Below are 26076 nucleotides of genomic sequence, written 5' to 3'. Positions count from 1 at the left end.
GGTCAATGTCAGGAAGCAAACAGGTCAATATCGCCGACGGCACGATGTGCCACCAGTCTCCTTGCGCCAGGACCGGCGTCAGTTCGGCATTTTTCGCAAATACCGCGCAGGCGATTGAAAAAAGGAGATGACCTTCCGCCGTCATGATAAAACCCATTAATCTGTGAATTCATACAGTATAGGGTTTTTATACAGTAGGCGGAAGAGGTTACAGTGTAACTCTTTGTCAAAAAATTAACGTGCCAGCCAGCCGCCGTCTACGGCCACCGTATAGCCATTAATGTAGTCAGATGCCGAGGAAGCGAGGAACACGACCGGGCCTTTGAGGTCGTCTGGCGTCCCCCAGCGTCCGGCCGGAATACGATCGAGGATTTCCTTGCTGCGTTCAGCGTCGTCACGCAGCTGCTGGGTGTTGTTGGTCGCCATATAGCCCGGCGCGATGGCGTTCACGTTGATACCGTGTTGTGCCCATTCGTTGGCCAGCAGGCGGGTGATGCCTAATACCCCGCTTTTTGAGGCGGTGTAGGATGGCACACGAATGCCGCCCTGGAAAGAGAGCATCGACGCAATATTGATAATTTTCCCGCCGTTACCCTGTTGCAGGAACTGTTTCGCCACCGCCTGTGAGAGAAAGAACACCGACTTCAGGTTCAGGTTCATCACATCGTCCCAGTTCTTTTCGCTGAAGGTCAGCGCATCTTCACGTCGAATGGTCCCGGCGTTGTTGACCAGAATGTCGATACGGCCCGCGGCAGCCACGGCGGCGGGAACAATATCAGCAATGGCGTCAGGCTGGCTCAGATCGGCCTGAATAGCAAACATCCGACGGCCCAGCGCCGCCACTTTTTCTGCGGTTTCTTGCGGAATGCTGCGGCTGACGCTGACGATATCACATCCGGCTTCCGCCAGCCCCAGCGCCATACCCTGACCGAGACCTTTATCGCAGCCGGTGACGAGTGCGATTTTACCTTGCAGATTGAAAGCATGAAGAATCATTTCGACCCCTGTATACGGTTTTTATCATTATGAGATGACCTACAGGGTTAAAGCATAGGAGGGCGTAGTCGAAAATTCAAATAAAAATAAAACGGTGTTTCATTTTTATGATTGGGTTGGCATTTGCGGGCACAATCTGTGCCCGCATCATGATTAGCCGCACAAATTTTCGCGGGTGAGGAATTCCAGAGACGGCAGCTTCACGTCGGCCAGGGCGAAGCGCGGGTCGAGCTGGCTTTCCGGAGCCGGGACAACAATTGAGCGCATTCGCGCGGCTTTGCTGGCAATCATGCCATTCACCGAGTCTTCCAGCGCCACGCAGCACAGCGGATCGACATCCAGCGCGGCCGCGCAGTTCAGATAGACCTGCGGATGCGGTTTGCTATAGGCCAGAGTGTCGGCAGAGGCCAGCGCGTCGAACTGCTCACGCAGATCAAACATAGACAGCACTTTCTCCAGCATATAGAGCGGAGAGGCGGAAGCGAGGCCGACTTTTAACCCTTGCGCTTTGCACAGGGCCACGGCTTCACGCACGCCCGGCAGCAACGGGCGCGTTTGCTCAACCAGCGAAATGACGCGGGCAATCATCCGTTCCACCACGGCGGCGCGGTCCGGGCCGCTCCACGGCTGTTGACCAAACCACAGATCGACCACCAGATCGATACGTAAACCGCGGGTATCGGGAAGCTCGTGGCGACGGGTAAAATCGACGCCCAGCTCGCTCAGCACTTCGTGCTCGGCACGGTCCCACAGCGGCTCGGAATCGATCAGTAATCCATCCATATCGAATATTGCGGCGCGTATTTGACGCTCGGTGGACATAACTACCTCTCCTTTAGGGTAACGAATGCCGGTTAATGGTATATCATATCGGGCGTAAAGTCGGGCGAAAGTCACCTTCAGCGGGTAGACTTAATAAGCACTTAGCCCGAGAGACAGCGTCTTAACAAGGGGAACCCATGACGTATCAACAAGCTGGACGCATTGCCATCCTCAAGCGTATTGCCGGGTGGGTTATTTTTATTCCTGCCCTGATCTCTACGCTGATTTCCGTGCTGAAATTCATGTATGAACACAGCGCTAAGCAGCCGGGAATCGATGCCGTCATGATGGACTTTGTCCACGTGATGGTCGACATGATGCGTTTCAATACGCCATTCCTGAATCTCTTTTGGTACAACTCGCCGCAGCCGGACTTTCATAACGGTCTGAATATTATGTTCTGGATTATTTTTGCGCTGATTTTCGTTGCGCTGGCGCTGCAGGACTCCGGCGCGCGGATGGCCCGTCAGGCGAAGTTTTTGCGTGAAGGGGTGAACGATCAGCTGATTCTGGAGAAGGCGAAAGGGGCGGAAGGGATGAGTCGTGAAGCGCTGGAGGCCCGCGTCGAGGTGCCGCGTCATACCATTTTCGTGCAGTTTTTCCCGCTCTATATTCTGCCGATTATCGTGATTGTGATCGGCTACTTCGTTCTGAAGGTGCTTGGTTTCCTCTGAATGCAACAGGCCCGGCGAATGCCGGGCCTGTGATTATGCGGTTGGAATGGCGCGTGGTTTCCCCGAAGGGTCGACCGCGACATAGATAAACAGCGCCTCGGTCGCTTTATAACGCTGACCAATCGGCTCTGATGATACCTTTTTCACCCACACTTCAATATTGATCGTCACCGATGTATTGCCGCGTTTAACGCAGCGCGCATAGCAGCACACCACGTCGCCAACCGCCACCGGGCGCAGGAACGTCATCCCGTCTACCCGCACGGTCACCACGCGGCCATGGGCCACTTCTTTCGCCATAATGGCGCCACCAATATCCATTTGCGACATGAGCCAACCGCCAAAAATATCGCCGTTGGCATTGGTATCCGCAGGCATGGCTAAGGTGCGTAATACCAGCTCTCCCTGTGGAGCGTCATTCTGTAGTGTCATTATTATTCTCTGTGCTTACTTATGGTCATCTTGTGGCATATGACGATAGATATACACGCCGCTTAGCACGGTAAATACCAGCGTCAATGCCGTCAGGCCAAACACCTTAAAGTTTACCCAAATATTTTGCGGTAACCAGAAGGCGATATAAATGTTTGCCAGCCCGCAGAGGATAAAGAACACCGCCCAGGCGAGGTTCAGCTTCGACCAGACCGCTTCCGGCAGGGTGATCTCTTTGCCCAGCATGCGTTGAATCAGCGGTTTTTTCATCACCCACTGGCTAATCAGCAGCGCACCGGCGAACAGCGCGTAGATCACGGTGACTTTCCACTTAATAAACTCATCGTTATGGAAGAAAATGGTCAGGCCGCCAAACACGGCCACCAGAATAAAGGTGATCAGCGCCATTTTTTCGACTTTACGATAGCGCAGCCAGCTATAAATCAGCACCACCGCGGTGGCGACAATCAGCGCGCTGGTGGCCGCATAGATGTCATAGATTTTATAGAAGGCAAAAAAGACAACCAGCGGTAAGAAATCAAGAAACTGCTTCATACTTCGATTCCGTAGTTCAGCGCCACCCGCTACGGGCGGCATCAGATTATTGACGAATAAGCATATACACGCGGAATAAATAGATCAGCAACAGCGCGGAAATCAGGTTGCTTAGCGTGTTAGCCACCACGGCACCAAGGTATGGCGTCAGGAAGGCAAAGCTCGATGCAAACAGCAGTAGCAGCGTCTTAGCCAGCATCCAGCCAACCACCGCAGGGGCAATCAGACGAATATTGGCCCAGCCGAGACGGGTGCTGTGACGAATCGCCGAAAAGACGCCCAGCTTATCCTGCACCATGATGACCGGCGCGAAGGCCAGCACGATAGCTAACAGGATACCGGGCACCACAATCAGCATCACGCCCATCTGTATCAGGAAAGTGCTGATAAAAATCAGTACCAGCAGCTTTGGCAGCACCGGCGCGCTGGCGCCAATTGCGCGCAGTGCACTCACCGGTTGACCCGCGGAGATCAGCTGAATCATCAGCAGAATACCGCCCGCCAGAATGGCATTACCGATAAGCCCGGCAAAAGTAGAGGCCGCAGAGGACTGCAGCAAAATCTGCTGCTGCTCCGGCGTCATGTTCTGCACCAAATCAAACAGCCCCGTACTGCCCGCCAGATGGTCACCGGTGGTTAGCGTCGCGAGCTGTTCATCGCTGGGGGAAAAGGCATGGCCAAGCACCACCGTGATAAATGAACAGAGCAAAGCAATCAGTAAAATGGTCACGAACTGATTACGGAAAAAATTACCCGTGTCACGGTATACAGACTGCGCCGTGATAGACATGCACTCTCCTTGAGTATTGCAGGTGTTAATTAGCCGGCAATTGTACCGCAAATCTCGCCTGCGTAGCAGCCTCTGCGCCGGCTCCGCTAAGTATATCTTTGTAAATGGGATTCAGCGGCGGCAGCCCATATCGCGCGCGGGCACGATTGCAGGCTTCATTGGGTTCGCCATTTTCGCCGGACATGGCGAATTCGCGGCAGGGAGAAGGTCGATTGGCATAAATAGTACAACTGACCGAATCGCCGATTTCACCCGAGAGGGCTGCACAGCGAACCTGACGTTGGTTGGTGCCGGTCATACAGCGTAGCAAGGGGGTTACGGGCTCGGTGAGCTGCGCGGGAACAGGGCCACCGGCATCATCGGCTTCTGCCCAGTAAAAAGAGACTCGAAAATACGCACAACAGGCACCGCACGTCATGCACGGGTTGATTTCACTCATGATTACACCTGATAAAAACGCATCAACAAAATTGTCATGATCTAAATTATCCAGCCGTTCTGATGCCGACAAGAGGCTGCAAAAAAAATTTTCCGGCAAAATCAATGAAATTGATGTGGGTAATAATTTTTTGTCTGACACAAACTGTGAAAATTGATCTGGATTAATAAATGTTAAATCTAATGACTTTGTGTGATCTGTGATGGTTCAAAAGTAACTCATTGTGGGTATATTTGCCGCGCTTGAAAAACCATAATGAGGAAGTGGATATGAAAAAGTTAGCAGTGGTTGCATTGATGTTGAGTACCGTTTCCGGCGGTGCCTGGGCGCATGAAGCAGGGGAGTTTTTCATTCGTGCCGGTTCTGCAACGGTGAGGCCTACCGAGGGTTCCGATAATGTTCTCGGCAGTCTGGGGAGCTTTAACGTCAGCAACAATACGCAGCTTGGCTTAACCTTTACCTATATGGCGACGGATAACATCGGTATTGAACTGCTGGCCGCCACGCCGTTCCGCCACAAAGTCGGCACCGGCCCAACCGGTAATATCGCGACCGTTCACCAGTTACCGCCAACGCTGATGGCCCAGTGGTACTTTGGCGATGCGCAGAGCAAGTTTCGCCCGTACGTAGGCGCGGGGATCAACTACACCACCTTCTTTGATAATGATTTCAACAAAACGGGCAAAGAGGCAGGTCTTTCAGACCTGAGTCTGGATGACTCCTGGGGCGCAGCCGGGCAGGTGGGGCTGGATTATCTGATTAACCGCGACTGGCTGATTAACATGTCGGTGTGGTACATGGATATCGATACCAATGTGAAGTTTAAAGCTGGTGGTGTGAACCAGAATGTCAGTACCAGACTGGATCCGTGGGTGTTTATGTTCTCCGCCGGTTACCGTTTCTGAATTCTTCTGCAAAACTCCTGCAAAACCCTTCTGCAAAACTGGTTATTAAGTGACCAGTTTTGCTTTGTATCGTATCATCGTACCTCCCTCCTTGACTGATGGTAGCCATGGTTTATAAATGAGCTATTCACGCTGTTAAATGCGATTTGTCGGTCATTATGTGTGGGATTTAAGCTGTTTTGGGTTAAACTCATCGTATTGATGCGTTTACATTCGCATGTTTGTTTTAGCTGTACACACAAGAGGAGAGGGGTATGCGGGCTATCAATATTCTTTCGTCAGATTTGCCAGAGATAAGTAGGTTTACCAAAGAATGCATCAATCACGGCCAAGCCTTGCTCTTCAGGGCTTCCAAAGAAGATGTGCAAGATACCTATTTCATTCTAAAGGATGGCGCCGATTTTTATGCTCTAGGCGATAAAGGTCAAGTTGTTAGCATGTATCGACCACTCAAACAAGATATGGTTATCGATGAAATAGTTTATTTTTCGGATATTGATAAACCTAGTTCACTTAGTAACTTCCATCTATCAATGAAGGATTGATTTTTATGGGGTTGATGCAGGATGCGACAAAATGGGTTTTATTTTTGGCGAGCCCTGAAGAGCCAGAAGAACGGCATGTTCTTGATTTGGCTTTCGGATTGCATTGCTTAGAGTCAGCAGGGGTTTCTTCTGAAAATATCGAAATATATATTGATGGCGATAATAGACAAAACATTATCAATTGGATGTCTATTGGAAGTAACAATCCTTATGAGATCCTTCCCACTGAGCATTTCTTTAATACCCAGGGCACCAATACGCACTCAAATCTAGTTATGTTCGTAACTGGACACGGTGGGCCAAATGGAATAGCTGGCAAGCATGACATAACACCGTACCTTTTACTTACAACACTTAAAACCATGCCTGGCCTGGAAAAGGCTATAGTATATCTTGGTCAGTGCTTTGCTGGTGTTTTCAACTACATAGGGGCAGGTTCTGGGCGTTTTAAGTCGGCAGTTGAGAGAAAAGAAGCTGACGTTATTTTTATTGGTGCAACTAATTTGCATTCTAGTTTAAGCTTGTCTACTAAAGAGAACGTTTCATCTGAAGATGATCCTTCGAAAGAGTTTAACTGGATAGCAAATGTATTTCTTTATAATGTTTTTAAGTGGTTTTCTAAACCAGTCGATATTGATGGTGATGGGCGAATTACAATCATAGACTCATACAAGTTCGCTGGTTCTTACTCGAATATAATGAATAAAGATTTTAGGGTAAACTCCTTTGTAGCCTCTGTAGACCTCCACTCGGTTTGGAAAGATGCCGTTAAAGCAAGAGACGCAGAAAACACCCCTCAAAGTGCAATGGACTTATCGATGATTGAAAAAAGATATGTAAACATTTTATCCAACAGTCATACTCATCAAGAATGCTGGATCCTTAATGCAATACCAGCACAGTTTATTGAAGTCTGATTATTTTTTAGCGCGGTAAATTTATTGAGCGGTTAACGCTTTGGAAAAAAACGATAACACACTAAATTATTATTTTTTTCCACTCTTTCCCGCGCGAATCATTGTAATGATCTGTCATAGTTTTACTTGAGTGACCGAGTAGTGCCTGTGTATCAATTCCTTGCGTTCTGTATAGACGTTCGGACAAAGAACGTTGTTCATGAAAGCTTGGTGGCGTTCCGTTTTCTTCCCAGTTGTATTCCACTTCATCTCTTGCTTTGCTAAATGCTACGGTGAGTGTTCCAGGCATTACCTTACCCCCGCGCTTCGCTGTTCCTTTGGCGTGATGGTGATGTAGTAGATATGGACTCAATACCTTGTCTCTGCACATCGATATTATTTCACCGAGGCTTACATTTAGCCGCTGGCTTCTCAGGGCTAGTGGTATCGCGATCTTTGCGCCGGTTTTACCCTGCTCAACAAGCAAATAGTTATCCTCGATGTCGCTGAATTTCATGTTGCATATATCAGCAAGACGCTGGCCGGTCACAAGCGCCAGCAGCATCGCGCGCTGTAAAAAATAATTATCCTTTTCTGCCGCTTTGTAGATAAGCTCCCACTCGTCGAAGGTTAATCGTTGCCGAGAAATTTTAACATGCGGTTTTTTCGCAACTTCAGCCGGGTTAAATCCCACGGGAACTTCCCCCACTTGCTGAGCCTCTTTGAAGACATCAATCACAACCTTCCTGAATATTTGTCCCATTCTGTTATGACCCTTCTCTTTGTATTCATCGAGGATGGCAACGATATCTTTAACTGTTATTTGATCCATCTGAGACATGCCGAGATGTTGTTCAAGAACCTTTAGGGGGGAATCTTTCTGCTTCAAGGTGGACATTTTTATCTCTCCCCGAACCAGTCTTTCCTCCTGAATTTTCTTATATCTCGGTATAAAGTCAGAAATAGTTGATGAGCCGCCAAGGCGTGAATTAACTTCGTTTTTTATTTTGAGTATATGCCTCATTTTCTGCTCAGCTAACCGACTGTTAGCTTCGATTGCAATTTCTTTGGCAATCTTTTCGTCGGTACCCAGTCCGTGAAATTTCCCTGTAACAGGGTGTTTGTAACGCCAATAAACTTTATTTGTTCTTGAGTCTAAATAGGGGGAAAGGCCCGGGATCGTGACATTATGTTTCCGTGGTCTGCCCATCTTCTAAGATTCTCCTCAACAGCGGATGATCCTGCTTTTTCATTTCTGGTTGGGATGAGAAGCCAACGAACCGAGCTGTCAGCTCAACGCGCCAGCTCTTTCCGACCTTACAGGCTGGTGGTGAGATCATCCCATTCTTTGCGTATTTATTTAATGTTGAGGGGCCGGGAATCGGGTTACCAAATTCATGCTCAGCCCATTCCGAGAGCAGTACAAGTCTCGCCATTTTTCCTCCAGAGTATGGCCCATTGCTGGGCCACATGCTGATAATGAAAAATCAGTTCTTAATCAATTTCTGCCAGATAGCGGAAACGTATTTGACCTGATGACGGGCATCAGAAAGGGCATTGTGCATATCCCCTTCAAATGGAATGTCGTAACGAGGTTTTATCCCAATGGCCTCACCCATTTCTGTAATGGTTCGCACGTCACGATCGTTCCAGAACTTCCAGGGACATTCGATATTTGCTCGCTCATACGATGAACGCAGGATGACATTGTCAAATGATGCGCCATTACCCCAGACCTGTACGTTAGAACCAGCGTCTGAATTTTCACTGATAAAATCAGAAAATAACTCCAGTGCATCCTCGAGCGGCATTGCGTCACCCATAGTGATGGCAGAACGTGCTTCCGGAGACTGCTTTAACCACCACAAAATTGTTCCTGCATCTGGCAAGCCACCCAGCCGCATGGATGATTCCAGAGAAACGACTGCATAAAACTCAGCACCAGTTCTGCCGCTGGCTGGATTAAAAAATACAGCTCCGATCGAAACTATAGGGGCGCTAGATTTGCTCCCCATAGTTTCGAGGTCTACCATAACGTGACGGAAATCATCATTGTGATGAACGGTATCATTATTTAAGGTATCTGTTTGATCGCTATCTTCAGCATTGCCTGTACCTGGGTCAGTTGTTGTTTCGCTAACTGGCATTTCAGGCTCAACCGAGTTTTCATCATTCAGATCTTTTTCCATCTGCACATTACTGGTTTCCTCGGTATCGACTTGAAGTATTTTTTCTTCCGCTGCGCGCTGGCGCACTTGGTCTACGACTGAAAGAGCAGGGGCTGGCTGGATGTATATCAGGCCATCGACGGAGAAAACGCCGTTGCCCATATTGGCAATTTCCGGCTTTGGTTTGGTCAAGTCTTCATGCACCCACTTCGGATCCGTAGGGTCGCTGATACCCGGAACGAATTCCCCGCGTTCGGCCGCCAGTCGGTGGCTTATCTCGTTTTCCCAGCTTTTTTCTGGAACGTGACCAGCTGCCGCCAGCATTTCTTCTGATGGGTGCTGGTGGTCTGTTTCCGTCAGGTTCTTGTTGATGTAACGGCTCAACAGTTCCGGGAAATGGTGAGTGTTTTCTTCGGCTCCGCGAATAAGTGCGAAAATAGCGGCGCGGGAATAATCCAGAATGCCAGCTCGTTTGCGCAGGGCGGCGGACCACTCTTTGAACGGGCTTTCGTTTTTAGTGATGATCTCTTTTGCTCGGCGGTAAACTCCGCCAGGGATATCGTAGATATTGAAATCCATTGGCAGCGTGGCCAGCGCAATATCAACGTCCAGAGTGTCCAGCGTATGAGTCAGAGTCGGGTTGCGGTCTGTCTTGCCGCCACCGGCGTTTGTATGGACGTCGGTGCGCTGAACCTGCGCCACACGGTTACCGCTCAACCACTCTTTGACCAACAACCCGCGATCGATGTGTTCGGTGCCTACCCACGCTTTGACGAACTGGATCACATGGTTCAGTTCGCTTCGTTTATCCTGCGGGAATACCTTCTTCACCGCGTCGGTCAGCTTCCAGAGCGTCGGCATGTCGAATGCTTTTACTTCCGGACAGTTCTCGACGGCCAGCAGCAGGTTTTGAACGTAGGTGTTATCTGTGTCCATTTCGAGACTGGCAAGGTGCGCGCGGGTTTCCTTGTTGATGTGCCATACGTGGCCGTCCTGGGCATTGAACTGTGCCAGCAACTGAATGCGGAATGGCATTTGCGCGATACTGTCGAGAGTATCGATGATTTTACTTTTTGCGTTGCTGCTGTCGTCATCCTGACCAGCACCAGCACCAGCACCAGCACCAGCACCAGCACCAGCACCAGCACCAGCACCAGCTGGTTGAGCGGCTTCAATCTTTTGCCAGCAGTTCTTGTCGTCGAGTTGATAGCGGTCACACCAGGTGCTGTCTAAAACACTTTCTTCTGGCAGATCGTCCAGAACAGGGAAGTTAGTACGAATAGGCAGCTGGTGGTCAGCTGCGCGACCGACGGTGATCCCTTCATCTTCAAGGATGTTGAGAATTTCACGCTCAGCACGGGAATCGGACTTTGCGGAAAACCAGCAGAAAAGGCTTTTTGCTTCTGTGGCTTTTGCTTTTGCTTTTATCAGGTACGCATAGTTGTTCATTGCGTTCGGGCTCCTTCAGGTTGTAAGATACCCGGCAGCTGATGGCAGCCGCCTTGGTGGTGGTCATTGGTCAAAACTCGAAACCGGAACGCTTTGGTCGGCTTTCCGGGTACTTAACCCGCCTTGCGCGGGTTTTGTGCTTTATGGGGCTGGCGAATCGCCCCGCAGCAACTGTGAAATACGAACGTCATCAAGAGCTCGCAGGATAGGATAAAAGGTTTTATGCGCTGGCAGTTTAGATACTGCGGTGATCACGTCTGTAACGGTTATGTCATCGCTTCGAGGGCTGTATCCGCCACCGGGGCCGCGCTGTGAAATAACCAGGTTACCCGTACGCAGCTTTTTGAAGATCTGCTCAAGGTATGAAGTCGACAGCTTTGACTCTTTGCTGATGGCCGTCAGAGAAACGGGCGAGCCGTTATAGAGCTTATTCAAAGTGGCTGCGGCCTGAACGGATGCCAGAACGCGTTTCATTCCAAATTCCATGATCACTTCTCCGGCCATAACGGCCATTGGTCAAAACTCGATTAGTAACTTTTTACAGGCTGTTGGTCGGCAGCCGGGTCGCCTTTCTGGGCTAGGAAGTAGCAGAGGCGGCGGAGCCATGCCTCAATAAAATTCAACTTTACGGCCTGCTGCCGTGCTGGTTCGCGTGCAAAATCAATCATGATTTCTCCTGTGTGCCCTTAACGTCTGGCTGACGGAACGGTACTGCCTGCTGCGCGTTTATGATGTTCACCCAAAAGGACTGATGGTGGTCAGTTCAAATGGGGGACGTGTTGTACTGGAATTAAGGCTACAAATAAATTTATCAGTCGTCAATTGAAAATTGATAATAAAAATATCAGTGATGATTTTGGCGTGTGGTATGAGGGGGCGTTAAAGGCGAAAAAAAAGCCACAAAATAGTGGCTTTTAGTTACTGATAGCGCTCGTTACGACGTGGGATCCGTTTTCCGACGCTGTAGATACTCTTGTATGAACTTATCCAGTTCTTCTAAACGTGTTTCGGCAAGAGTAATGAACCGGTCCTGCTCCGCTTCAGGAAGCTGATCAAAGATTTGAAGCAACTTGCTTTGCTTTTCATTCAAAACCGTCTTACTTGCTGTGGCGGCTTCGATAGCATGCTCTTCTTCTTCACTCATGAAGAACCAATACAGCGGCCTGCCCAGTGCTTGCGGCAACAACGCTAGTTTTTCTTTTCTTGGAATGATCCCGGCATTACACCATCCGCTTACAGATTGCGAGTTAACCCCGACCCGTCTACCGAGCTCAGATTGTGAGATCCCCGCCTCATCTATTGCCTGCTGCAGTCTGTTTTCGAAGTTCATATGCCGTTTCCAATCAAACCAATACCTGAGGATACAAAGTTTCTTTTCAGTTGTGACTAGTTAATTTTCTTGACACTGAAAATAAAATTATCAATTATGTGAAAACAAATTTGGGAGGAGCCATGCAAGAGAGCATTCAACAAAAAATTTTATCCGTGTGCGGTAGCCAGTCTGAGTTAGCGCGCCGGTTAGGTAAAAACTCACAAACGGTATCGGCCTGGTTTCGAAATGGTGTGGCAAGTACCGAAGTCATTAACGCTAGTAGGGCGCTGAACTGGGCTGTTACTCCACACGAACTACGCCCAGACCTCTACCCGAACCCAACAGATGGAATGCCGAGAGAGGAAGCCTAAATATGCAGCCGTTCACTATTGAACATCGTAATTCAGTACTCAGTTCAAAGCTGAAAACAAAAAATCAGTATTCGCCACGTCGCCGCGATGGCATGCAGTGCCAGAAAATTTATGCGGCAGTGCAGGAATGGGAATCCATGATCCCCGGCAAAGCACAGGATGCGGTGGCGCAGCTGGTGGCCGAACAGTGGGAAAAACAAAACGGTCGCGGCATCAGTGTTAACAAACAAAACCTGTATCGCTATCTGAAGAACGAAAGCGGTTCGGAGAAATACACCGGTTATGTCATCCAGCTTTCCACGGCGATTGCTGATGCGATGCCGATTGAAGTAGCCCGTAAGTACGGTTTAAAGCGCGGGTTAACGGAAACAGAGCTGGTGGCCAGTGCGATCAAAGAGTGTAGCGATGCTCACCAGGCGAAGTTGTTAGGTGCTCCGGTTCAGAAACTTGAACGCGAGATAAGAGAGGCTGCAATCGCATTGTTTAACCTGCTTCCAGCAGATATGGCGGGACCACTACTGGCGAGCGTAGCCGCCGTAGCGCCACAGTGTTTTTAATCGAGTTTTTACCAATGACCATAAATCCTCTGCAAGTTGAGGGTAGGAGTAACCATGGCAGCACTGCCTTACATGCAACTCTACATTGCTGACTATCTGGCAGACACCATGCATTTGTCTACGGAAGAGCATGGAGCATACCTGCTGCTGATGTTCAATTACTGGCAGACAGGTAGGCCGATCCCCAAAAACCGACTAGCGAAAATTGCACGGCTGAGTAACGACCGTTGGATTGCCGTTGAAAGTTCGTTGAAAGAGTTTTTCAACGATAACGGCACCGAGTGGTCGCAGGAAAGAATCGAGAGAGATCTTGAAGCCGTCAAAACGTCAATTAGTCAGAAGTCAGCAGCGGGAAAAGCCTCGGCGGAGGCTAGAAAGGCTAAAAAATCAACGAATGACCAACGGAATGGGAACGGGCGTTCAACGGGTGTTAATCCACCGTTGGAACAGAACGACAACGGAAACCCAACTAATAAAGATCCAGATACAGATACAGATCTAATAAATAAAACCAGAGAGAGAGAAGCGTGCGAGCCTGGCGTTGAACAGAACGGGAAAAGTCCCGGTCAGGAATATCTCGCGCCTTTCGGGAAATTCTCGATCACCCCTGAATGGCATCCGGGCCCCGACTTTGTGAAACAAGCAGCGTTGTGGGGCATCCAGCTTGGTACTGAACCGGGCTACTCCCCCGAAGAGTTGCAACAGTTCCGCGACTTCTGGGAACCAGAGGGCAAGGTTAAACACCACCAGCAGTGGGAGCAGGCGTTTGCACAAAGCCTCAGAAACTCCCGATCACAGCCACGTAGCTTTGGCGGTTCAAAAAAACCGACCGGGATAAAGATTTCTCAACCTGACACAACGATCCCACCGGGATTCAGGGGCTAACCATGAAATCAACGAGTGACCTGTTTAGCCGTTTACAAAAAATGATGCCACCGGGTGTTCAGCCTCGCTTCCAGAACGCGCAGGAGCTGATGGAGTGGCAGCGCACGGAGGGGAAAAAACGAGCTGCCGAAGTCGAGAAAGAAAACCGGAAGGTGCGCACCGAAAAGATTTTCGGGCGGTCTGGCATCTGTGATCTTCACCGCGGCTGTACGTTCGCCAGCTACCAGGTGAACAACGAAGGTCAGCGCCACGCGTTGAGCATGGCCAAGAGCTATGCCGAACATTTCGGTACTGGATTCGCCAGCTTCATTTTCAGCGGTGGCTGCGGCACCGGAAAAAATCATTTGGCGGCGGCCATCGGCAACAGCCTGATCAAGCGAGATCACAGCGTACTGGTTATCACCGTGATGGATCTGATGCTGAAAGTTCGGGAGTGCTACGACGGTGGCCAGTCCGAAGCGTCTCTGCTGGATAGCCTATGCCGTGTTGACCTGCTGGTACTTGATGAAGTCGGAGTACAGCGCGAAACACGCGGCGAACAGGTGGTGCTTAACCAGATTATCGACCGCCGCCTGGCGGCAATGAAGCCAGTCGGGGTGTTGACCAACCTCAACCATGACGAGCTGACGAATATCTTAGGCGAGCGAGTTATGGATCGCCTGACGATGGATGGCGGTATCTGGGTGAATTTTACCTGGGGAAGTTACCGCAAAAACGTGACCCATCTACGGGTCGTTAAGTAACAAAGCGAGTTTTGACCAATGACCAAAAAGACCAAAAACCGAGTAACACAGGCGCAGCTGGTGCTCGCCATCGTGGACAGAACGCCAGATTGCGTCCTTCAGGATGTGTGTGAAGTTCTGGAACTCCCATCGAGCAGCGCTGGTAACCATCTGCGCAGCCTCCACAACGCCGGAAAACTGCGCCGGGAGCATAACGGTACCCAGTTTGTGTATTACGTTGCAGCTGGAACCGAGGTGCCTGATGTCGAACTACCAAACATGGAACCGAGGCCAGCAGTTGAGAACATGCAGGAAGTTCAGGCAGCGATAGGCCAGGCCAAAAAGCTGGAAGGCAAAGGGTTGTGGCGCCGCGCTGCGACAGTTTATACGGCAGTCATGGGGATGGCCGGTACTTCAAACGAGCTGTGGAGAATCGCCAGAATGCGGTCTCGCTGCCTTCGTAATGCGCAGAGGTGCTAACGATGGCTAGGAGAATACGAAAGAAAGGCAAGGACTGGTGTCGAGCGGAATTGATAGTTGTTCATCAGTGTAGCGGGAACATGAGAGTAAAACAGATTGGTTTGCTCATTGGGCGATCAGAATCGGCAGTCAGAACGAAAGCACGGGAGGTTGGTATTAATTTGCGGCTCCGCGGCAGGTTCCACCAGTCGGTTAAATATCCGGAAGCGGATGTGGAGCTTGCGCGCGAACTGCACGCTGGTGGGGTGAAACTCCGGGATATAGCTGAAAAGTTAGAGCTGCCGCTGGGCATGGTGAAACGGTATGTGTATCTGGAGCGGAGAGCATGAACGAAACCACTGTGAAAGAAACCAAAAAGGCGATCGCAATTATCGCTGAATACCTCCAGCGCGCCAGCCGGAACGAGCAGCTGCAGGAGGCCAAAGTTCGGTTGGATAAGAAAATTGTTCTGCTTTCCGACGATGAGAACTGCGATCAGGGCATGCTGATGGCTGCGTTTGTACCGGCCATGACCAGCCATACCCGGGAGAAGTTTTTCGAAGAGATCGCCGCAGCACTCGAAGGAGCCACGCAATGAGCAATCTGATTTTCCTGAAATGCATCAAAGATACCGAAGGCTACTGGTCTGAGGGTGAAACATATTCGGCCACGGTTGTTACTGGGGGATTTGTTCAGGTTGGTGATGATGACGACCCAAGCGGCGAGGGATGGAGCGCTGCACCGATGGAGTATCGGGAAGATAGTTCAATCGTCTATCAGATCGGCGGTGTTGAAGGTGAAGTTTTATTCGAGGAGTCAGCCCAATGAACGATATCACCGCACTGGCGCAGCGTCTTGCCTCTCTGATGCAGGAAAACAGCGTACCTATGTCAGATTCCTGGGGGCGGCTGTTTGATGCGCTGCGAGTGGGCGACACAGAAAACGAGCGCATGGCCCGTGATTTGATTTCCCGTAATGGCGAGATAGAAGGCCTTCGCAAGCGAGTGGAGGAGCTGGAAGAAATCGCCACTGATTACGGCATGAAGTTCCAGCGAGCGCAGGATGACCTGAAGAAGATGGCGCTGATGAAGTCCCGCGCCGTCACCGTGAAGCTGCCAGAGCTACCTGTCCTGGGCTCCAATGCTGAGTGGTACCAAGGGTATGCTGCTGGCACCTCCAGCATGAGAAAGGACTGCGCAACTGCACTCCGCGCCGCTGGCATCCAGGTTATCGAAGGAGGCGAGCGATGAAAGCTGCAAACCTTGCTCCTGTTTACTGCGCCATTTATCCAGAGCTGGCAGAGATAGCGCGCAAACACGGCTACGCGATGGCAATACACGGAACGATGGCACGTGACTTTGACCTGATTTGCATTCCATGGGTCGATAGCCCGTCAGCGCCGCAGGCGGTGGTTGATGAAATAACGTCAACTTACGCGACTACTGACATCACCAATCCGGGGTTTAAACCTCATGGGCGATTAGCTTACTCAGTATGTTTTGGCTTCGGTGAGTTCTTTGCCGACCTGTCGTTTATGCCGGTTATCGAAGGAGAAGGACAATGATTACCGGAACGTCAAATTACGATGATGTGCCAGAGGTTCGCTGCCCTATCTGCGGAGGCTTTTACAAAGCCGACGATCCGGAAAGTCACAAATGCAAGGAGCAATCCAAATGAGACACGAAGATTTAGACCGCTGTCCACGCTGCAAAGAAGATATGCTGAACGGTCAGAAGTTATGCCGTAACTGCCAGCACGAAGATGACATGGAAGAATGGCCTGGCGGTGATGGGAATCCATTCACCGAAATTGAATGTGAAATCTGCGGGTGCAAAACAGACGATCCAGAAGGCCGACACTACTGCTGCGAGGACAATAGCGATGAATAACCAGCAGTTAACAGACCCTCAAGCACCAGTAACCGATGAAGAACTGGATCAACTTATCTGGGGGCTTGAGCGCTATGCGCTTTACCCTCGCCAATTGGCTGCTCTGAAAGAACTGCGGGAGCTACGGAAGGCGAAGAGTAATGCTGAAAGTTCTGAAGATGCTCGCCGCCGCCGTAATCGTGAATCAAACGCTAGAGCGCGCGCCAATGAAACCCCTGGGCAGAGAGCGGAGAGGCAGAAGCGCAACAGGGAAAGAATGCGAAATAAACGGACAGGGGGGAGCGCGTGAACGATCCATTACTCGAGTACGCCTGCAAACGCGTCATTGAGCTGGAAGGTCTGCTGCTGGTGGAAGTGCCTGAGACGGTATGGCCTGCTGAAGTCGGCATGGTCTTTTCTCAGATTGAAGTCGCCGGGGAACTCCCGGCGCATCACCAGCGCCGCCTGCAGCATCACATTAACCGTATGTGGCTGGAAAAAATGCCGGTACCGTCAATCATCACCGCGGCGCGTTCGCTGGCCGCCGCTATGGAGAAATACGCGTGAGAGATTCAGAAATCATTGTTGATAATTTTGCCGGCGGCGGCGGGGCATCTACTGGGATTGAAATGGCGACTGGCCGCAGCGTGGATATTGCGATCAACCACGACCCGAACGCGATAGCGATGCACACCACCAACCACCCGAACACGCTGCACTATTGCGAGTCCGTTTATGCGGTACGGCCGAAGGTTGCGACCGCCGGCCGTCGTGTTGCGCTGGTATGGTCCTCGCCGGATTGCCGCCATTTCTCGAAAGCGAAGGGCGCTAAACCCGTTGAAAAAGCGATTCGTGGGCTGGCGTGGGTAACTTTGCGTTGGGGGCTGGATGTTGACCCGCGGGTGATGATGCTGGAGAACGTCGAAGAGTTTAAAACGTGGGGGCCGCTGATTCATACACCGCCAAAGCCAGATTTGACTGAGGCTATGATGGTGAATTTTATTGGCCCCGTTTATCCTGGCTATAGTCGCCCGGATCCGGCGCGTATTGGCGAAACATTCCAGGCTTTTGTAGGCATGCTGACAACCGGCATCCCGGCAGATCATCCAGCGCTGGTGGAGTGCTGTGAATTTCTGGATATCCCTCTCGACAGCAAAGACGCAGCGCGACTGGTGAAAGGGCTGGGTTATGTCGTTGAGTTCCGTGAGCTGCGCGCATGCGACTATGGCGCGCCGACCATCCGTAAACGGTTCTTCATGGTCATGCGCCGGGACGGGGAGCCGATTGTGTGGCCAGAGGTAACGCACGGCGACCCGAAATCAGCTGCCGTTCTGAGTGGCAAGCTGGCGCCGTGGCGCACAGCGGCAGAATGCATCGACTGGTCAATTCCGGCCCCGAGCATTTTCGACCGCAAAAAGTCTCTGGCAAAGAATACGCTGAAACGGATCGCGCGCGGCATCCAGCGGTTTGTCATCGATAGCCCGTCGCCGTTTATCGTGAAGTGTAACCACACCACCTCGAAAGGAAGTTATGACTGCTTCCGTGGCCAGGAGCTTGACGCACCGCTGCAGACAATTACTAAAAAGCACGGCTATGCGATAGCCGTACCGCACCTGACGAAGTTCCGCACCGGCGCAACCGGCCAGCCAGTTACGGAGCCAGTACCAACGGTGACCGCTGGCACGTCGGCGCGCCCGGGCGGGAATGGGCATGCTCTCGGTGTTGTCGAGGCGGCGCTGACCCCGTTCCTGGCTGGAAACGGCGGCAGTGAGTACCAGGCGAAGCCGCGCCCGCTGGATAAACCTGCCCATACCATCATGAAGCAATCCCGGGCCTGTCTGGTTGCGCCGGTCATCGCCCGGCAGTTCGGCGCCAGCATCGGCCACCGGGCAGATGAGCCAAGCGCGACTATCACGGCGGGCGGTGGCGGTAAATCGCAGTTGGTGACGCCGACGCTGATTCAGATGGGGTACGGTGAGCGACCTTGCCAGCAACCGCGCGTACTGCAACTTGATAAACCTCTGGGCACTGTTACAGCCGGGGGCAATAAGTTTGCAACGGTGAGCGCGTTTTTGGCGAAGCATTACGGCGGGAATTATACCGGGCCGGGCGTCAGCCTTGACGAACCGGCACACTCGGTCACTACTGTCGATCACCATGCTGTTGTCGCCTCACACCTGGTGAAGCTGCGCGGAACTTGCCGGGACGGGCAACGCACGGATGAACCTATGCCAACGGTCACCGCTGGTGGCCAGCACGTAGGAGAGGTGCAAACCACGCTGGCAGCTGACGGGTATGACGAGCACCGCGCGCAGCAAACGCTGGCGTTCCTGCGGGAATACTGCGGCGAGGATTGCGACGGGCTGGTGGCCGTTGACGGCATCACTTACCGCATCGTTGATATCGGCATGCGCATGCTGCAACCGCATGAACTATACCGCGCACAGGGCTTCCCGGAGTGGTACATCATTGACCAGGACTATACAGGCAAGAAGTACCCGAAAGACAAGCAGGTTGCGCGCTGCGGTAACGCCGTGCCGCCGCCGTTTGCTGAGGCGCTGGTAAGGGCCAATTTGCCGGAACTGTGTAATCAGAAAGGAATTGCAGCGTAAAAAGAAAAGGCCCATTTCTGGGCCTTTAGCAAAAACCATGCTTACGGGCGCTGGTTCACGTACTCGATGATCGCTTTAATAATCACGACCATCGGAGGTACGATTTTGAAAAGCAAGTTAACCATGATTGGCCTCACTCAGCTTTGTCGCGCCTCGCTGCAAACACCCTGGGGCTTGCCTTTGCAGTTGTTGTATCAGTAGTCGCCAGATACATTCGGCACGATTTCTTATTTGGGTGGGGCTTTCGAGTCACCAAAAACCCAGGCGAAAATTTCGCTTTTAAATCATGTTCTAAACCGTTCCAAAGCGTTCCAGGGTGTTTCAGGTCGCTTGAAGAATCCACGTCAATTGTTTAAGCTTACCTCAGTCGCCAGATACATTTGGCAAGGTAAGCAGAGGTGCGAACTCTGTTTACCGACTGAAGAACCCGGTCTAGTCAACCGGGTTTTTTCATTTCTACCGCAAAGCAAAACAACCTGTGGATAACCACTACATGTAGTGGTTTTGAATTAATTAGTTGTTCTATATGGTTAGTATTCTAGTGGGGATTCTTTTCAGTACAAGGGTTGTTTTTGACGTTAAATTGAGGTTGTTAAAGGGAAAAAAAGGCTAAGTCCACGGCGCATAAGGACTGGCGGGAATGTCAATAATTTGCAAAAAAAAATGAAAATTTGATCGAGCGTGAAATTTCCGCTCAAAAGTAGCATTTAGCTTTTTTTCTTCATCCCACCCCCCCCTACATTTGACACCTCATTAGCGAAATAATACTGTTTGTATGTACAGTGTTTTTGTTGGCGAGGTGCCACTATGGGTAGTAGTGCTAATTACGACGTCGTTCACCGTGGCAACGTGTTGGATCGTATTATTCCAGGTAAGTGGATTTTCTTTCAGCGCGCAAAAATTTACGGCGGAGGATGGTGGTTTGGTCGGGCTTATGAAGACTGTTTTGTATTCGAGTTTCCGTACCCTACGTCACTCAGAGAGGGGATCGAATACATCAACCACTATGAGTCGATGAGCGCCCAACCAATATTTGATGATGATTTCGAGCTTAAACCCTGACATGACCCGCTCCGGCGGGTTTTTTGTTACTGGTATAAAAACACAATGGAAACAATGGGGTAACTTTCACAAAAAATGCTTTTCCGGGATTGATAAATCTCCCGTATGGGTATACTGTTTATTTATACAGTATTTTGAGCGGGAGGAATTATGAAAGTTGAAGTGACGATCGACAAAACCAAAAAACTGCCCACTGGCGCAGAAGCTGCGCTGCAAACTGAACTGCTTCGCCGCCTGAATCAGAACTATGACGATTGCAGGCTGATTGTGCGCCGTGCGGGTTCTGATGGCCTCAGCGTTATCGGGGGAGCAGATGGCGACAAAAAGCGAGTAGAGGAAATCCTGCAGGAAACGTGGGAAAGCGCAGACGACTGGTTTTATTAATTCGACGCTGACACATTGCCGTAGCGAGGGTTTTTTAGTGGAACAAAAACAGAATATGCCTGACCGTGGGTATGTTGTAATCAGGTGTGATGACGGCGTTATAGTCGCCAGGCTGGCGTCATTCCCCGTAACTGAACGTGCTTTGATGTACCGCCGCGGCGATATGGTTTCTTTCATGCCATTGCAGCCAGATGAAATTGTCGGCACTCCGTCATTATTCGCACAAATGATTGAAATGGCGAAGTCCAGATCCGGTTACCTCATTCCGTCTGGTTCTGCTAAACTCCCGTCATAGGCCTGAACAACCTATACCTGCTGCGCCACGGAGACACCATGGCGCAAAAAATACACACTACGAATTACTTCCTGATGTGCAGCCACGTCAGCGGTTTCTTTTTGTCTTTTTTCTGCCGGGGTACGGTATGAAAAGAGACTGGTTCTACCAGGACAACCTTACCGAAGAACAGGCCGAAGAGCTGGTGGCCCGTTATCGTGCGAATAACATCACCGTAGAAAAAAGCCTCGATGTTGATCCCCGCTTTTGGGTTGTATCAGCGTTCCTGCCTGTATCAAACGGCCACCAGCGTACACAGCGCTCTATGTGCTCGCGAGGGGGGAAATGAACGAGAAGGTTTTCAACATTACCCCACTGGGCAAACCACGAATGACCCGCGCCGATAAATGGAAAAAGCGCCCGGAGGTTCTCCGGTACCGTGCTTTCTGTGATGAGGTGAGGTTGAACAATGTTTCGCTCCCGGAAAGTGGGTATCACGTTATTTTTGTGCTGCCGATGCCGCCGAGCTGGAGCAAAAAGAAACGGTCCCTGATGGACGGGAAGCCCCACCAGCAAAAGCCCGATAAAGATAATTTAGAGAAGGCGCTGCTGGATGCCATTTTTGGCGAAGATAGCCATATCTGGGATGGCCGTGTAACCAAAATCTGGGGAGAAATCGGAAAGATGATCATCCGGGAGGGGGAATCGTGCGAGCTCTCCTGATGCCTGAGATTGCCCGTCATATGGGAATTGTTCTGCTGAAGCCTGGCAAGGAGCTAATGGGCTTGTTCAGCGCCGGCCGCGTTCTGATAGAACAGCAACCGGACTCCATGAAGGATTTACCGTCGGGAAAAATAGCGGATGCTCGCCAGTTACTGGCGGAAGACCCGACATTAACCTCTTTCTTTCTGGATCCGCGTGTTGTTCGCGCTGCTGGTGGCGTGTCGGCGCTTGAAGACTGGCTGGGGCGGCATGTTTCAAAATGCCAGTGGCCACACAGCAACTACCACCACCGCGAGCTGGTTATGTTCCGGCATGAACCGGGGGCGATAGTTGCCTGTTGGCATTGTGACAACGAATTACGCAACCAGAGCGACAAAGTTCTGGATGATTTGATCGCCAGAAACCTCACTGATTGGGTGATTGAATGTGTGCGGATCAAAACCGGCTGCGCGGCTGACAGAATGCTTTCGCTGGCTGAGTTGTGCTGGTGGGCAGTGTCTGAGGGGATAGGCGATGCCATAACTGAAAATATGGCGAGCCGCTCCCTTGGCCTCAAAGATGATCCTATCCAGTCAGTCTACAAAGAAAGCGAGATAGTTCCGTCACGTCCTGCAGCGGACATACTCGCGGAACGCATTAGTCTTGTTCCCGCTCGCCCAGCCGCGGCTGAACCACAACCGCAACCAAAAACCGTAAAACCAGTTGTTCAGGTTCAGGTAGACGCCGAAGCCCCGGCCACATTATTCGCGCGGCCTAAGCGTATTCGCTGGATCTCTCCGCGCTTTATTGAGTGGGTTAAAACCCAGCCGTGCGCGTGCTGTGGACAGCCGGCAGATGATGCCCACCATCTTATCGGATGGGGACAGGGCGGGATGGCAACCAAAGCCCACGACATTTTCACCATACCGCTATGCCGGGTTCATCATCGGCAGTTACATGATAATCCCGCCGCATTCGAGCGCGAGTATGCGCCGCAGCCAGTGTTAATCATTCAATTGCTGGACCGGGCCTATGCGCTCGGCGTTCTGGCGTAAAGGAGAATCATCATGACACCACGTCAACGCCGTCTGCACCAACAAGGGCTCGCCACTGTCGCCGCCGCGCCCCGCAAAAGCTGGCTGGGTAAAAGTATGCTCCTAACCTGCATTCAGTCCGCATGGATAAAATCATTGCTTTCAACATGGGGGGAAGGTGTTCGGGGCGGAGCCGCCCCGCGTATGCCGCGCGAGCATGCATGCTGGAACGTAATCAGAAGGGGCCGCTGGTCAGACAAAGCTCTGGAGCGATTTACAGTTGCTCTTGACCAGGCAAGGCGCGAGGGTTTCAAAGGTGAGCAGGCTTTAAAGAGAGCGCATTGCATACTCTGGCCTCAAGCGCCACACAGTATCATTGATGAGGCAATGACTAATGATGATGTGGATTTTATAGAAGAGTCTGTACTGTCGGCCTTTGATATCAACGATCCCGTCTACGTTATTGGCCTTCAGTATTACACCACGCGAAAAAAAATAGCGGATATTACCAGGGAACTACAGTCGATCGCCCCCTGGTTGACTGATGGAGAGGCCCGGAAGCGGGTTCGCTGGTGCCTTGAGATTTTCCGGGCAAAGGTGTTTCTCTCATCCCGTAAGCTGATGGAAAAGTAAAGGTGTTTTAGCTATTTGTGCTCTAAATTCGTTTTTTTGTTGAAAACTGACCAGAAAATCAGATAATTCATTCATGCTTGGCAGAGCTGCGCCACGATGGCAGCGACGTTAAGCGACAATTTGAATATAGCGAGAGCCCCGCCAGTCGGGGCTTTTGTTTTGCGGCGATACGACAGGGGTATTCGCGGGATGCATTGCATCAGTACCCCTGTCACATCGCCGTTCCTCGCAAGAACACACAACATTTTCACTTCATATAAAGGCTGCCATCTGGTGGCCTTTTTAATTTTCAGGCTCCGGGAATCACTCATTAATGACCTTTTACCTAAGAGCCCGCGAGCCTGACCTTTACTCCCCTCATTAATTTTTCTGAGAGGACTCACAGCAATATCAATGGTGGGATTATGTCCGATCCTGTTTCTGGCAATAGCCGGAGATTTTGCGTTTCTGGAGGGTAAGAAAATGCACCAGTAAACGCACAGACCGCAGCCGAAAGGCAAAGCAGCAGTCATGATGCTGCCCTGAGTCGCCATTGAGCGAGCCTGTGTAGCGATGGGTTAAGGTTCCTATATCAAAAATAGCTCCGGTAAAGCAGCGCGAACGCCAGACGCGTACCGGTTATCAGCGGCGATAGAGCGACAGCACCTCAAGGGCATGAGCGTGGCCACCGCGAGAGTGTGGCTGGTAACTCTATATGTATTCACGTAGTCTTAGGGTGAGTACAGTAATTTGTGAGTAATCAATATGCTGTTTTTCTTTGAAAGCACATGGCCCATCTCATCAATACTGCTGTTAGCGTTAGCAATGATTGCCTACAGTCTGGAGAAAAAAATGATAATGACAATTTTGCTCCTGGTGGCTGTGGTGGTTCTGATTGCAGGGGCATTCTGCTTTAAAGATTATTGACCCGTGTTGGTAAGCATTGACGATGCTTATGAAATAGATTTAATTTATTTGTGCAGCGAATCCCCCTGTGCGGAGGGGCGTACAGTCAGAACGATGAATGCACAAATGCGCGCGGATCAGTTGACTGGCTGATTCACCGGGAGGCACCCGGCGCTGCACCCCTTACCTTGGCCTGCTCATCTGAGTGGGCCTTTTTTATTTCAGGGTCCGGGAATCACTTCTTACATCCCCCTTTACCTTAGAGCCCACGGGCCTGATCCCTTCCATCACACACAGCACCCGCCACGCAGCGAGGTGAGAGACTATGAAAATGCCTGACAAAATCTTTTCGGCGGCCACGTACTGCACGTCAGGCGGCCTAATTTGCACAGGGTTAGCGCGCGTCTATGACTGGTTTCATGGGCTTGACTGGAACTTTATAGCTCTTGTGAGTGGCGTAGTTCTGGGCATAGCGACCTTCTTCACCAACCTTTACTTCAAACGACGGCAGACGAAGGCATACGAAGATGCCCTTGCGCGTGGCTACATCACTTCACCACCACAGGATCATTAATATGGCATCGACAAAAACAAAGCTGAGCGCCGCCATGCTTGCGCTTATCGGTGCTGGTGCTACAGCGGAGGCATTGTTTGACCAATTCATTAACGAAAAAGAAGGCAATGCGCTGGTGGCTGTTGTCGATCCCGGTGGTGTCTGGTCGCTATGTCACGGCGTCACCGTAATCGACGGTAAGCCCGTTGTGAAAGGTCAAACTGCAACCGAGGCCCAATGCAAGAAGGTTAACGCCATTGAGCGCGACAAGGCACTGGCGTGGGTTGACCGCAATATCAAGGTACCGCTGACGGAACCGCAGAAGGTCGGCATTGCATCGTTCTGCCCTTACAACATCGGACCGGGCAAATGCTACCCATCAACGTTCTATAAGCGCATGAACGCTGGCGATACGAAAGGAGCCTGTGAAGCTATCCGCTGGTGGATTAAAGACGGTGGCCGCGATTGCCGCCTGACCAAAGGCCAGAAGAATGGCTGCTATGGGCAGGTAGAACGACGGGACCAGGAAAGCGCGCTGACGTGCTGGGGGATAGACCAGTGAAGCCCACCAGCATCTGCATCATCGTGGTTGTCGCATTGTCTGGTGCGTTCCTCGCTGGTAGTGAGTGGGCGAACCGCAGCTGGAAAATAAAGTGGGCTGACCGGGATAGCGCGGAATCTTCACAGGAAGCGAACGCACAGACCGCTGCTCGCATGATTGAACAAGGGCGAACAATAGCCCGTGATGAGGCTGTTAAAGATGCTCAAGCTAAAGCAGCGAGCGCTGCCATTACTTCTGCTGGCTTGGCTACCACTGTTAGCCAGCTGCAACAGCAAGCAAGAAACCTCGCTACCCGCCTGGACGCCGCAAAGCACACCGCAGATCTTGCCGCTTCCGTCAGAAGCAAAACAGCCGGAGCCGACGGCGCAATGCTCGCCGACATGCTCGGAAGTCTTGCAGAAGAAGCTCGGTATTATGCTGGACGAGCTGACGAAAGTTACAGGGCCGGAATGACGTGTGAACGGATTTACGGCTCAGTGAGGAACTCAGGACATATTAAATAGTTGGCATGATGATGTTGAGCTGGTGAC

40 protein-coding genes and 1 pseudogene are annotated in these 26076 nt (G+C 51.2%); 27 read left to right on the top strand and 14 right to left on the bottom strand.

The window, feature by feature from the left end; translation table 11 throughout:
* The 3 genes and pseudogenes from M989_RS24665 to hxpB form a co-directional block, all read right to left on the bottom strand.
* Positions 1-145: pseudogene (locus M989_RS24665) on the bottom strand (metal-dependent hydrolase); the annotation flags it as partial.
* 89 nt (positions 146-234) lie between these two features.
* On the bottom strand, positions 235-996 hold the full coding sequence (gene kduD, locus M989_RS13605; protein WP_064546161.1) for a 2-dehydro-3-deoxy-D-gluconate 5-dehydrogenase KduD: 762 nt from the start codon (positions 994-996) through the stop codon (positions 235-237).
* Positions 997-1149: 153 nt separating this feature from the next.
* On the bottom strand, positions 1150-1818 hold the full coding sequence (gene hxpB / locus M989_RS13600; protein WP_064546159.1) for a hexitol phosphatase HxpB: 669 nt from the start codon (positions 1816-1818) through the stop codon (positions 1150-1152).
* A 137-nt stretch (positions 1819-1955) separates the two neighbouring features.
* Between hxpB and M989_RS13595 the strand changes: the two genes are divergently transcribed.
* Positions 1956-2492 (top strand): YniB family protein, encoded by a 537-nt coding sequence (locus M989_RS13595; RefSeq protein ID WP_064546157.1) that lies wholly within the window; start codon positions 1956-1958, stop codon positions 2490-2492.
* 33 nt (positions 2493-2525) lie between these two features.
* Here M989_RS13595 and yciA read toward each other — a convergent pair whose 3' ends face one another.
* The 4 genes from yciA to M989_RS24660 are packed head-to-tail and all read right to left on the bottom strand — an operon-like array spanning position 2526 to position 4708.
* Positions 2526-2924 (bottom strand): acyl-CoA thioester hydrolase YciA, encoded by a 399-nt coding sequence (yciA, locus tag M989_RS13590; RefSeq protein WP_064546155.1) that lies wholly within the window; start codon positions 2922-2924, stop codon positions 2526-2528.
* 15 nt (positions 2925-2939) lie between these two features.
* The gene (locus M989_RS13585) at positions 2940-3479 is read right to left on the bottom strand and encodes a septation protein A (protein WP_064546153.1); all 540 of its coding nucleotides are present in this window, start codon (positions 3477-3479) and stop codon (positions 2940-2942) included.
* A 46-nt stretch (positions 3480-3525) separates the two neighbouring features.
* Positions 3526-4269: a YciC family protein gene (locus tag M989_RS13580; protein ID WP_064546151.1), complete on the bottom strand. Its 744-nt coding sequence runs from the start codon at positions 4267-4269 to the stop codon at positions 3526-3528.
* A 25-nt stretch (positions 4270-4294) separates the two neighbouring features.
* Entirely contained in the window at positions 4295-4708 is a 414-nt protein-coding gene (locus M989_RS24660; protein WP_074398796.1) for a YkgJ family cysteine cluster protein, read from the bottom strand.
* Positions 4709-4977: 269 nt separating this feature from the next.
* Here M989_RS24660 and ompW point away from each other — a divergent pair, with 269 nt between their 5' ends.
* The 3 genes from ompW (at position 4978) to M989_RS13565 (ending at position 7075) form a co-directional block, all read left to right on the top strand.
* A complete protein-coding gene (gene ompW, locus M989_RS13575; protein ID WP_064546148.1) occupies positions 4978-5613 on the top strand; it encodes an outer membrane protein OmpW in 636 nt (211 codons plus the stop codon).
* Between the two features lie 254 nt (positions 5614-5867).
* The gene (locus tag M989_RS13570; protein WP_064546146.1) at positions 5868-6158 is read left to right on the top strand and encodes a hypothetical protein; all 291 of its coding nucleotides are present in this window, start codon (positions 5868-5870) and stop codon (positions 6156-6158) included.
* Positions 6159-6163: 5 nt separating this feature from the next.
* Positions 6164-7075, top strand: coding sequence for a hypothetical protein (locus tag M989_RS13565; RefSeq protein WP_064546144.1), 912 nt, complete (start codon positions 6164-6166; stop codon positions 7073-7075).
* A gap of 61 nt (positions 7076-7136) precedes the next feature.
* Here M989_RS13565 and M989_RS13560 read toward each other — a convergent pair whose 3' ends face one another.
* The 6 genes from M989_RS13560 to M989_RS13540 all read right to left on the bottom strand — a co-directional run bounded on the left by M989_RS13560 (position 7137) and on the right by M989_RS13540 (position 12001).
* Positions 7137-8264 (bottom strand): phage integrase Arm DNA-binding domain-containing protein, encoded by a 1128-nt coding sequence (locus tag M989_RS13560; protein ID WP_064546142.1) that lies wholly within the window; start codon positions 8262-8264, stop codon positions 7137-7139.
* The gene (locus M989_RS13555; RefSeq protein WP_064546140.1) at positions 8242-8490 is read right to left on the bottom strand and encodes an excisionase; all 249 of its coding nucleotides are present in this window, start codon (positions 8488-8490) and stop codon (positions 8242-8244) included. The genes M989_RS13560 and M989_RS13555 overlap by 23 nt, the downstream gene beginning before the upstream one ends.
* A 51-nt stretch (positions 8491-8541) precedes the next feature.
* On the bottom strand, positions 8542-10671 hold the full coding sequence (locus M989_RS13550; RefSeq protein ID WP_064546138.1) for a 3'-5' exonuclease: 2130 nt from the start codon (positions 10669-10671) through the stop codon (positions 8542-8544).
* A gap of 141 nt (positions 10672-10812) precedes the next feature.
* The gene (locus tag M989_RS13545) at positions 10813-11157 is read right to left on the bottom strand and encodes an Rrf2 family transcriptional regulator (protein WP_083965163.1); all 345 of its coding nucleotides are present in this window, start codon (positions 11155-11157) and stop codon (positions 10813-10815) included.
* Between the two features lie 41 nt (positions 11158-11198).
* The gene (locus tag M989_RS25885) at positions 11199-11339 is read right to left on the bottom strand and encodes a hypothetical protein (protein WP_167351059.1); all 141 of its coding nucleotides are present in this window, start codon (positions 11337-11339) and stop codon (positions 11199-11201) included.
* A gap of 266 nt (positions 11340-11605) precedes the next feature.
* On the bottom strand, positions 11606-12001 hold the full coding sequence (locus M989_RS13540; RefSeq protein WP_064546135.1) for a helix-turn-helix domain-containing protein: 396 nt from the start codon (positions 11999-12001) through the stop codon (positions 11606-11608).
* A gap of 122 nt (positions 12002-12123) precedes the next feature.
* Between M989_RS13540 and M989_RS24655 the strand changes: the two genes are divergently transcribed.
* The 20 genes from M989_RS24655 to M989_RS13445 all read left to right on the top strand — a co-directional run bounded on the left by M989_RS24655 (position 12124) and on the right by M989_RS13445 (position 23546).
* A complete protein-coding gene (locus M989_RS24655) occupies positions 12124-12354 on the top strand; it encodes a transcriptional regulator (protein ID WP_074398795.1) in 231 nt (76 codons plus the stop codon).
* A 2-nt stretch (positions 12355-12356) separates the two neighbouring features.
* On the top strand, positions 12357-12911 hold the full coding sequence (locus M989_RS13535) for a toxin YdaT family protein (protein ID WP_064546133.1): 555 nt from the start codon (positions 12357-12359) through the stop codon (positions 12909-12911).
* A gap of 54 nt (positions 12912-12965) precedes the next feature.
* Positions 12966-13796: a DUF1376 domain-containing protein gene (locus M989_RS13530; RefSeq protein ID WP_064546131.1), complete on the top strand. Its 831-nt coding sequence runs from the start codon at positions 12966-12968 to the stop codon at positions 13794-13796.
* A 2-nt stretch (positions 13797-13798) separates the two neighbouring features.
* Entirely contained in the window at positions 13799-14539 is a 741-nt protein-coding gene (locus M989_RS13525) for an ATP-binding protein (RefSeq protein WP_064546128.1), read from the top strand.
* A gap of 18 nt (positions 14540-14557) precedes the next feature.
* Complete coding sequence (locus M989_RS13520; protein ID WP_064546126.1) at positions 14558-14998, top strand: PerC family transcriptional regulator; 441 nt, start codon at positions 14558-14560, stop codon at positions 14996-14998.
* Positions 14999-15000: 2 nt separating this feature from the next.
* On the top strand, positions 15001-15327 hold the full coding sequence (locus M989_RS26260; RefSeq protein WP_064546124.1) for a hypothetical protein: 327 nt from the start codon (positions 15001-15003) through the stop codon (positions 15325-15327).
* Entirely contained in the window at positions 15324-15575 is a 252-nt protein-coding gene (locus tag M989_RS13510; protein ID WP_064546122.1) for a hypothetical protein, read from the top strand. The genes M989_RS26260 and M989_RS13510 overlap by 4 nt, the downstream gene beginning before the upstream one ends.
* The gene (locus M989_RS13505) at positions 15572-15805 is read left to right on the top strand and encodes a hypothetical protein (protein ID WP_064546120.1); all 234 of its coding nucleotides are present in this window, start codon (positions 15572-15574) and stop codon (positions 15803-15805) included. The genes M989_RS13510 and M989_RS13505 overlap by 4 nt, the downstream gene beginning before the upstream one ends.
* Complete coding sequence (locus tag M989_RS13500; RefSeq protein WP_064546119.1) at positions 15802-16227, top strand: hypothetical protein; 426 nt, start codon at positions 15802-15804, stop codon at positions 16225-16227. The genes M989_RS13505 and M989_RS13500 overlap by 4 nt, the downstream gene beginning before the upstream one ends.
* Positions 16224-16541: a hypothetical protein gene (locus M989_RS13495; RefSeq protein ID WP_064546118.1), complete on the top strand. Its 318-nt coding sequence runs from the start codon at positions 16224-16226 to the stop codon at positions 16539-16541. The genes M989_RS13500 and M989_RS13495 overlap by 4 nt, the downstream gene beginning before the upstream one ends.
* A 109-nt stretch (positions 16542-16650) precedes the next feature.
* Positions 16651-16866 (top strand): hypothetical protein, encoded by a 216-nt coding sequence (locus M989_RS13490; protein WP_064546116.1) that lies wholly within the window; start codon positions 16651-16653, stop codon positions 16864-16866.
* Positions 16859-17155: a hypothetical protein gene (locus M989_RS13485; protein ID WP_064546114.1), complete on the top strand. Its 297-nt coding sequence runs from the start codon at positions 16859-16861 to the stop codon at positions 17153-17155. Before M989_RS13490 ends, M989_RS13485 begins: the two co-directional genes overlap by 8 nt.
* Entirely contained in the window at positions 17152-17412 is a 261-nt protein-coding gene (locus tag M989_RS13480; protein ID WP_064546112.1) for a hypothetical protein, read from the top strand. Before M989_RS13485 ends, M989_RS13480 begins: the two co-directional genes overlap by 4 nt.
* The gene (locus tag M989_RS13475; protein ID WP_064546110.1) at positions 17409-19457 is read left to right on the top strand and encodes a DNA cytosine methyltransferase; all 2049 of its coding nucleotides are present in this window, start codon (positions 17409-17411) and stop codon (positions 19455-19457) included. The genes M989_RS13480 and M989_RS13475 overlap by 4 nt, the downstream gene beginning before the upstream one ends.
* 807 nt (positions 19458-20264) lie before the next feature.
* Complete coding sequence (locus tag M989_RS13470; protein ID WP_064546108.1) at positions 20265-20519, top strand: hypothetical protein; 255 nt, start codon at positions 20265-20267, stop codon at positions 20517-20519.
* Between the two features lie 150 nt (positions 20520-20669).
* The gene (locus M989_RS13465) at positions 20670-20903 is read left to right on the top strand and encodes a DinI-like family protein (protein ID WP_064546106.1); all 234 of its coding nucleotides are present in this window, start codon (positions 20670-20672) and stop codon (positions 20901-20903) included.
* Between the two features lie 422 nt (positions 20904-21325).
* A complete protein-coding gene (locus M989_RS13460; RefSeq protein ID WP_064546104.1) occupies positions 21326-21526 on the top strand; it encodes a hypothetical protein in 201 nt (66 codons plus the stop codon).
* Positions 21523-21900 (top strand): RusA family crossover junction endodeoxyribonuclease, encoded by a 378-nt coding sequence (locus M989_RS13455; protein ID WP_064546102.1) that lies wholly within the window; start codon positions 21523-21525, stop codon positions 21898-21900. The genes M989_RS13460 and M989_RS13455 overlap by 4 nt, the downstream gene beginning before the upstream one ends.
* Complete coding sequence (locus M989_RS13450) at positions 21885-22934, top strand: DUF968 domain-containing protein (RefSeq protein WP_064546099.1); 1050 nt, start codon at positions 21885-21887, stop codon at positions 22932-22934. The genes M989_RS13455 and M989_RS13450 overlap by 16 nt, the downstream gene beginning before the upstream one ends.
* Before the next feature lie 12 nt (positions 22935-22946).
* Positions 22947-23546 (top strand): hypothetical protein, encoded by a 600-nt coding sequence (locus M989_RS13445; RefSeq protein ID WP_064546097.1) that lies wholly within the window; start codon positions 22947-22949, stop codon positions 23544-23546.
* A gap of 71 nt (positions 23547-23617) precedes the next feature.
* Here the strand turns inward: M989_RS13445 and M989_RS13440 are convergent, their stop codons facing one another.
* Positions 23618-24079, bottom strand: a complete 462-nt coding sequence (locus M989_RS13440; RefSeq protein WP_064546095.1) for a hypothetical protein — start codon at positions 24077-24079, stop codon at positions 23618-23620.
* A gap of 677 nt (positions 24080-24756) precedes the next feature.
* Here M989_RS13440 and M989_RS13435 point away from each other — a divergent pair.
* From M989_RS13435 to M989_RS13425, 3 genes are read left to right on the top strand one after another with little or no spacing between them, the layout of a single operon-like run.
* Positions 24757-25005 (top strand): class II holin family protein, encoded by a 249-nt coding sequence (locus M989_RS13435; protein ID WP_064546093.1) that lies wholly within the window; start codon positions 24757-24759, stop codon positions 25003-25005.
* Between the two features lies 1 nt (position 25006).
* A complete protein-coding gene (locus M989_RS13430; protein WP_064546091.1) occupies positions 25007-25546 on the top strand; it encodes a lysozyme in 540 nt (179 codons plus the stop codon).
* Positions 25543-26049 carry a DUF2514 domain-containing protein gene (locus tag M989_RS13425; protein WP_245191263.1) on the top strand — a complete coding sequence of 169 codons (507 nt, stop codon included), beginning with the start codon at positions 25543-25545 and terminating at the stop codon, positions 26047-26049. Before M989_RS13430 ends, M989_RS13425 begins: the two co-directional genes overlap by 4 nt.
* Positions 26050-26076 lie beyond the last annotated feature (27 nt).

Origin of the sequence: Kluyvera georgiana ATCC 51603 (assembly GCF_001654985.1) — a bacterium.
Classification (GTDB): Bacteria; Pseudomonadota; Gammaproteobacteria; order Enterobacterales; family Enterobacteriaceae; genus Kluyvera; species Kluyvera georgiana.
Note: the sequence above shows the minus strand (reverse complement) of the source record. Positions and strands in the feature narration are given on the sequence as shown.

Bases quoted from the DNA above. Each gene is read 5' to 3' on its own strand.
- kduD (WP_064546161.1), bottom strand. From the start codon at position 996: ATGATTCTTCATGCTTTCAATCTGCAAGGTAAAATCGCACTCGTCACC.
- hxpB (WP_064546159.1), bottom strand. From the start codon at position 1,818: ATGTCCACCGAGCGTCAAATACGCGCCGCAATATTCGATATGGATGGA.
- M989_RS13595 (WP_064546157.1), top strand. From the start codon at position 1,956: ATGACGTATCAACAAGCTGGACGCATTGCCATCCTCAAGCGTATTGCC.
- yciA (WP_064546155.1), bottom strand. From the start codon at position 2,924: ATGACACTACAGAATGACGCTCCACAGGGAGAGCTGGTATTACGCACC.
- M989_RS13585 (WP_064546153.1), bottom strand. From the start codon at position 3,479: ATGAAGCAGTTTCTTGATTTCTTACCGCTGGTTGTCTTTTTTGCCTTC.
- M989_RS13580 (WP_064546151.1), bottom strand. From the start codon at position 4,269: ATGTCTATCACGGCGCAGTCTGTATACCGTGACACGGGTAATTTTTTC.
- M989_RS24660 (WP_074398796.1), bottom strand. From the start codon at position 4,708: ATGAGTGAAATCAACCCGTGCATGACGTGCGGTGCCTGTTGTGCGTAT.
- ompW (WP_064546148.1), top strand. From the start codon at position 4,978: ATGAAAAAGTTAGCAGTGGTTGCATTGATGTTGAGTACCGTTTCCGGC.
- M989_RS13570 (WP_064546146.1), top strand. From the start codon at position 5,868: ATGCGGGCTATCAATATTCTTTCGTCAGATTTGCCAGAGATAAGTAGG.
- M989_RS13565 (WP_064546144.1), top strand. From the start codon at position 6,164: ATGGGGTTGATGCAGGATGCGACAAAATGGGTTTTATTTTTGGCGAGC.
- M989_RS13560 (WP_064546142.1), bottom strand. From the start codon at position 8,264: ATGGGCAGACCACGGAAACATAATGTCACGATCCCGGGCCTTTCCCCC.
- M989_RS13555 (WP_064546140.1), bottom strand. From the start codon at position 8,490: ATGGCGAGACTTGTACTGCTCTCGGAATGGGCTGAGCATGAATTTGGT.
- M989_RS13550 (WP_064546138.1), bottom strand. From the start codon at position 10,671: ATGAACAACTATGCGTACCTGATAAAAGCAAAAGCAAAAGCCACAGAA.
- M989_RS13545 (WP_083965163.1), bottom strand. From the start codon at position 11,157: ATGGAATTTGGAATGAAACGCGTTCTGGCATCCGTTCAGGCCGCAGCC.
- M989_RS25885 (WP_167351059.1), bottom strand. From the start codon at position 11,339: ATGATTGATTTTGCACGCGAACCAGCACGGCAGCAGGCCGTAAAGTTG.
- M989_RS13540 (WP_064546135.1), bottom strand. From the start codon at position 12,001: ATGAACTTCGAAAACAGACTGCAGCAGGCAATAGATGAGGCGGGGATC.
- M989_RS24655 (WP_074398795.1), top strand. From the start codon at position 12,124: ATGCAAGAGAGCATTCAACAAAAAATTTTATCCGTGTGCGGTAGCCAG.
- M989_RS13535 (WP_064546133.1), top strand. From the start codon at position 12,357: ATGCAGCCGTTCACTATTGAACATCGTAATTCAGTACTCAGTTCAAAG.
- M989_RS13530 (WP_064546131.1), top strand. From the start codon at position 12,966: ATGGCAGCACTGCCTTACATGCAACTCTACATTGCTGACTATCTGGCA.
- M989_RS13525 (WP_064546128.1), top strand. From the start codon at position 13,799: ATGAAATCAACGAGTGACCTGTTTAGCCGTTTACAAAAAATGATGCCA.
- M989_RS13520 (WP_064546126.1), top strand. From the start codon at position 14,558: ATGACCAAAAAGACCAAAAACCGAGTAACACAGGCGCAGCTGGTGCTC.
- M989_RS26260 (WP_064546124.1), top strand. From the start codon at position 15,001: ATGGCTAGGAGAATACGAAAGAAAGGCAAGGACTGGTGTCGAGCGGAA.
- M989_RS13510 (WP_064546122.1), top strand. From the start codon at position 15,324: ATGAACGAAACCACTGTGAAAGAAACCAAAAAGGCGATCGCAATTATC.
- M989_RS13505 (WP_064546120.1), top strand. From the start codon at position 15,572: ATGAGCAATCTGATTTTCCTGAAATGCATCAAAGATACCGAAGGCTAC.
- M989_RS13500 (WP_064546119.1), top strand. From the start codon at position 15,802: ATGAACGATATCACCGCACTGGCGCAGCGTCTTGCCTCTCTGATGCAG.
- M989_RS13495 (WP_064546118.1), top strand. From the start codon at position 16,224: ATGAAAGCTGCAAACCTTGCTCCTGTTTACTGCGCCATTTATCCAGAG.
- M989_RS13490 (WP_064546116.1), top strand. From the start codon at position 16,651: ATGAGACACGAAGATTTAGACCGCTGTCCACGCTGCAAAGAAGATATG.
- M989_RS13485 (WP_064546114.1), top strand. From the start codon at position 16,859: ATGAATAACCAGCAGTTAACAGACCCTCAAGCACCAGTAACCGATGAA.
- M989_RS13470 (WP_064546108.1), top strand. From the start codon at position 20,265: ATGGGTAGTAGTGCTAATTACGACGTCGTTCACCGTGGCAACGTGTTG.
- M989_RS13465 (WP_064546106.1), top strand. From the start codon at position 20,670: ATGAAAGTTGAAGTGACGATCGACAAAACCAAAAAACTGCCCACTGGC.
- M989_RS13460 (WP_064546104.1), top strand. From the start codon at position 21,326: ATGAAAAGAGACTGGTTCTACCAGGACAACCTTACCGAAGAACAGGCC.
- M989_RS13455 (WP_064546102.1), top strand. From the start codon at position 21,523: ATGAACGAGAAGGTTTTCAACATTACCCCACTGGGCAAACCACGAATG.
- M989_RS13445 (WP_064546097.1), top strand. From the start codon at position 22,947: ATGACACCACGTCAACGCCGTCTGCACCAACAAGGGCTCGCCACTGTC.
- M989_RS13440 (WP_064546095.1), bottom strand. From the start codon at position 24,079: ATGGCGACTCAGGGCAGCATCATGACTGCTGCTTTGCCTTTCGGCTGC.
- M989_RS13435 (WP_064546093.1), top strand. From the start codon at position 24,757: ATGAAAATGCCTGACAAAATCTTTTCGGCGGCCACGTACTGCACGTCA.
- M989_RS13430 (WP_064546091.1), top strand. From the start codon at position 25,007: ATGGCATCGACAAAAACAAAGCTGAGCGCCGCCATGCTTGCGCTTATC.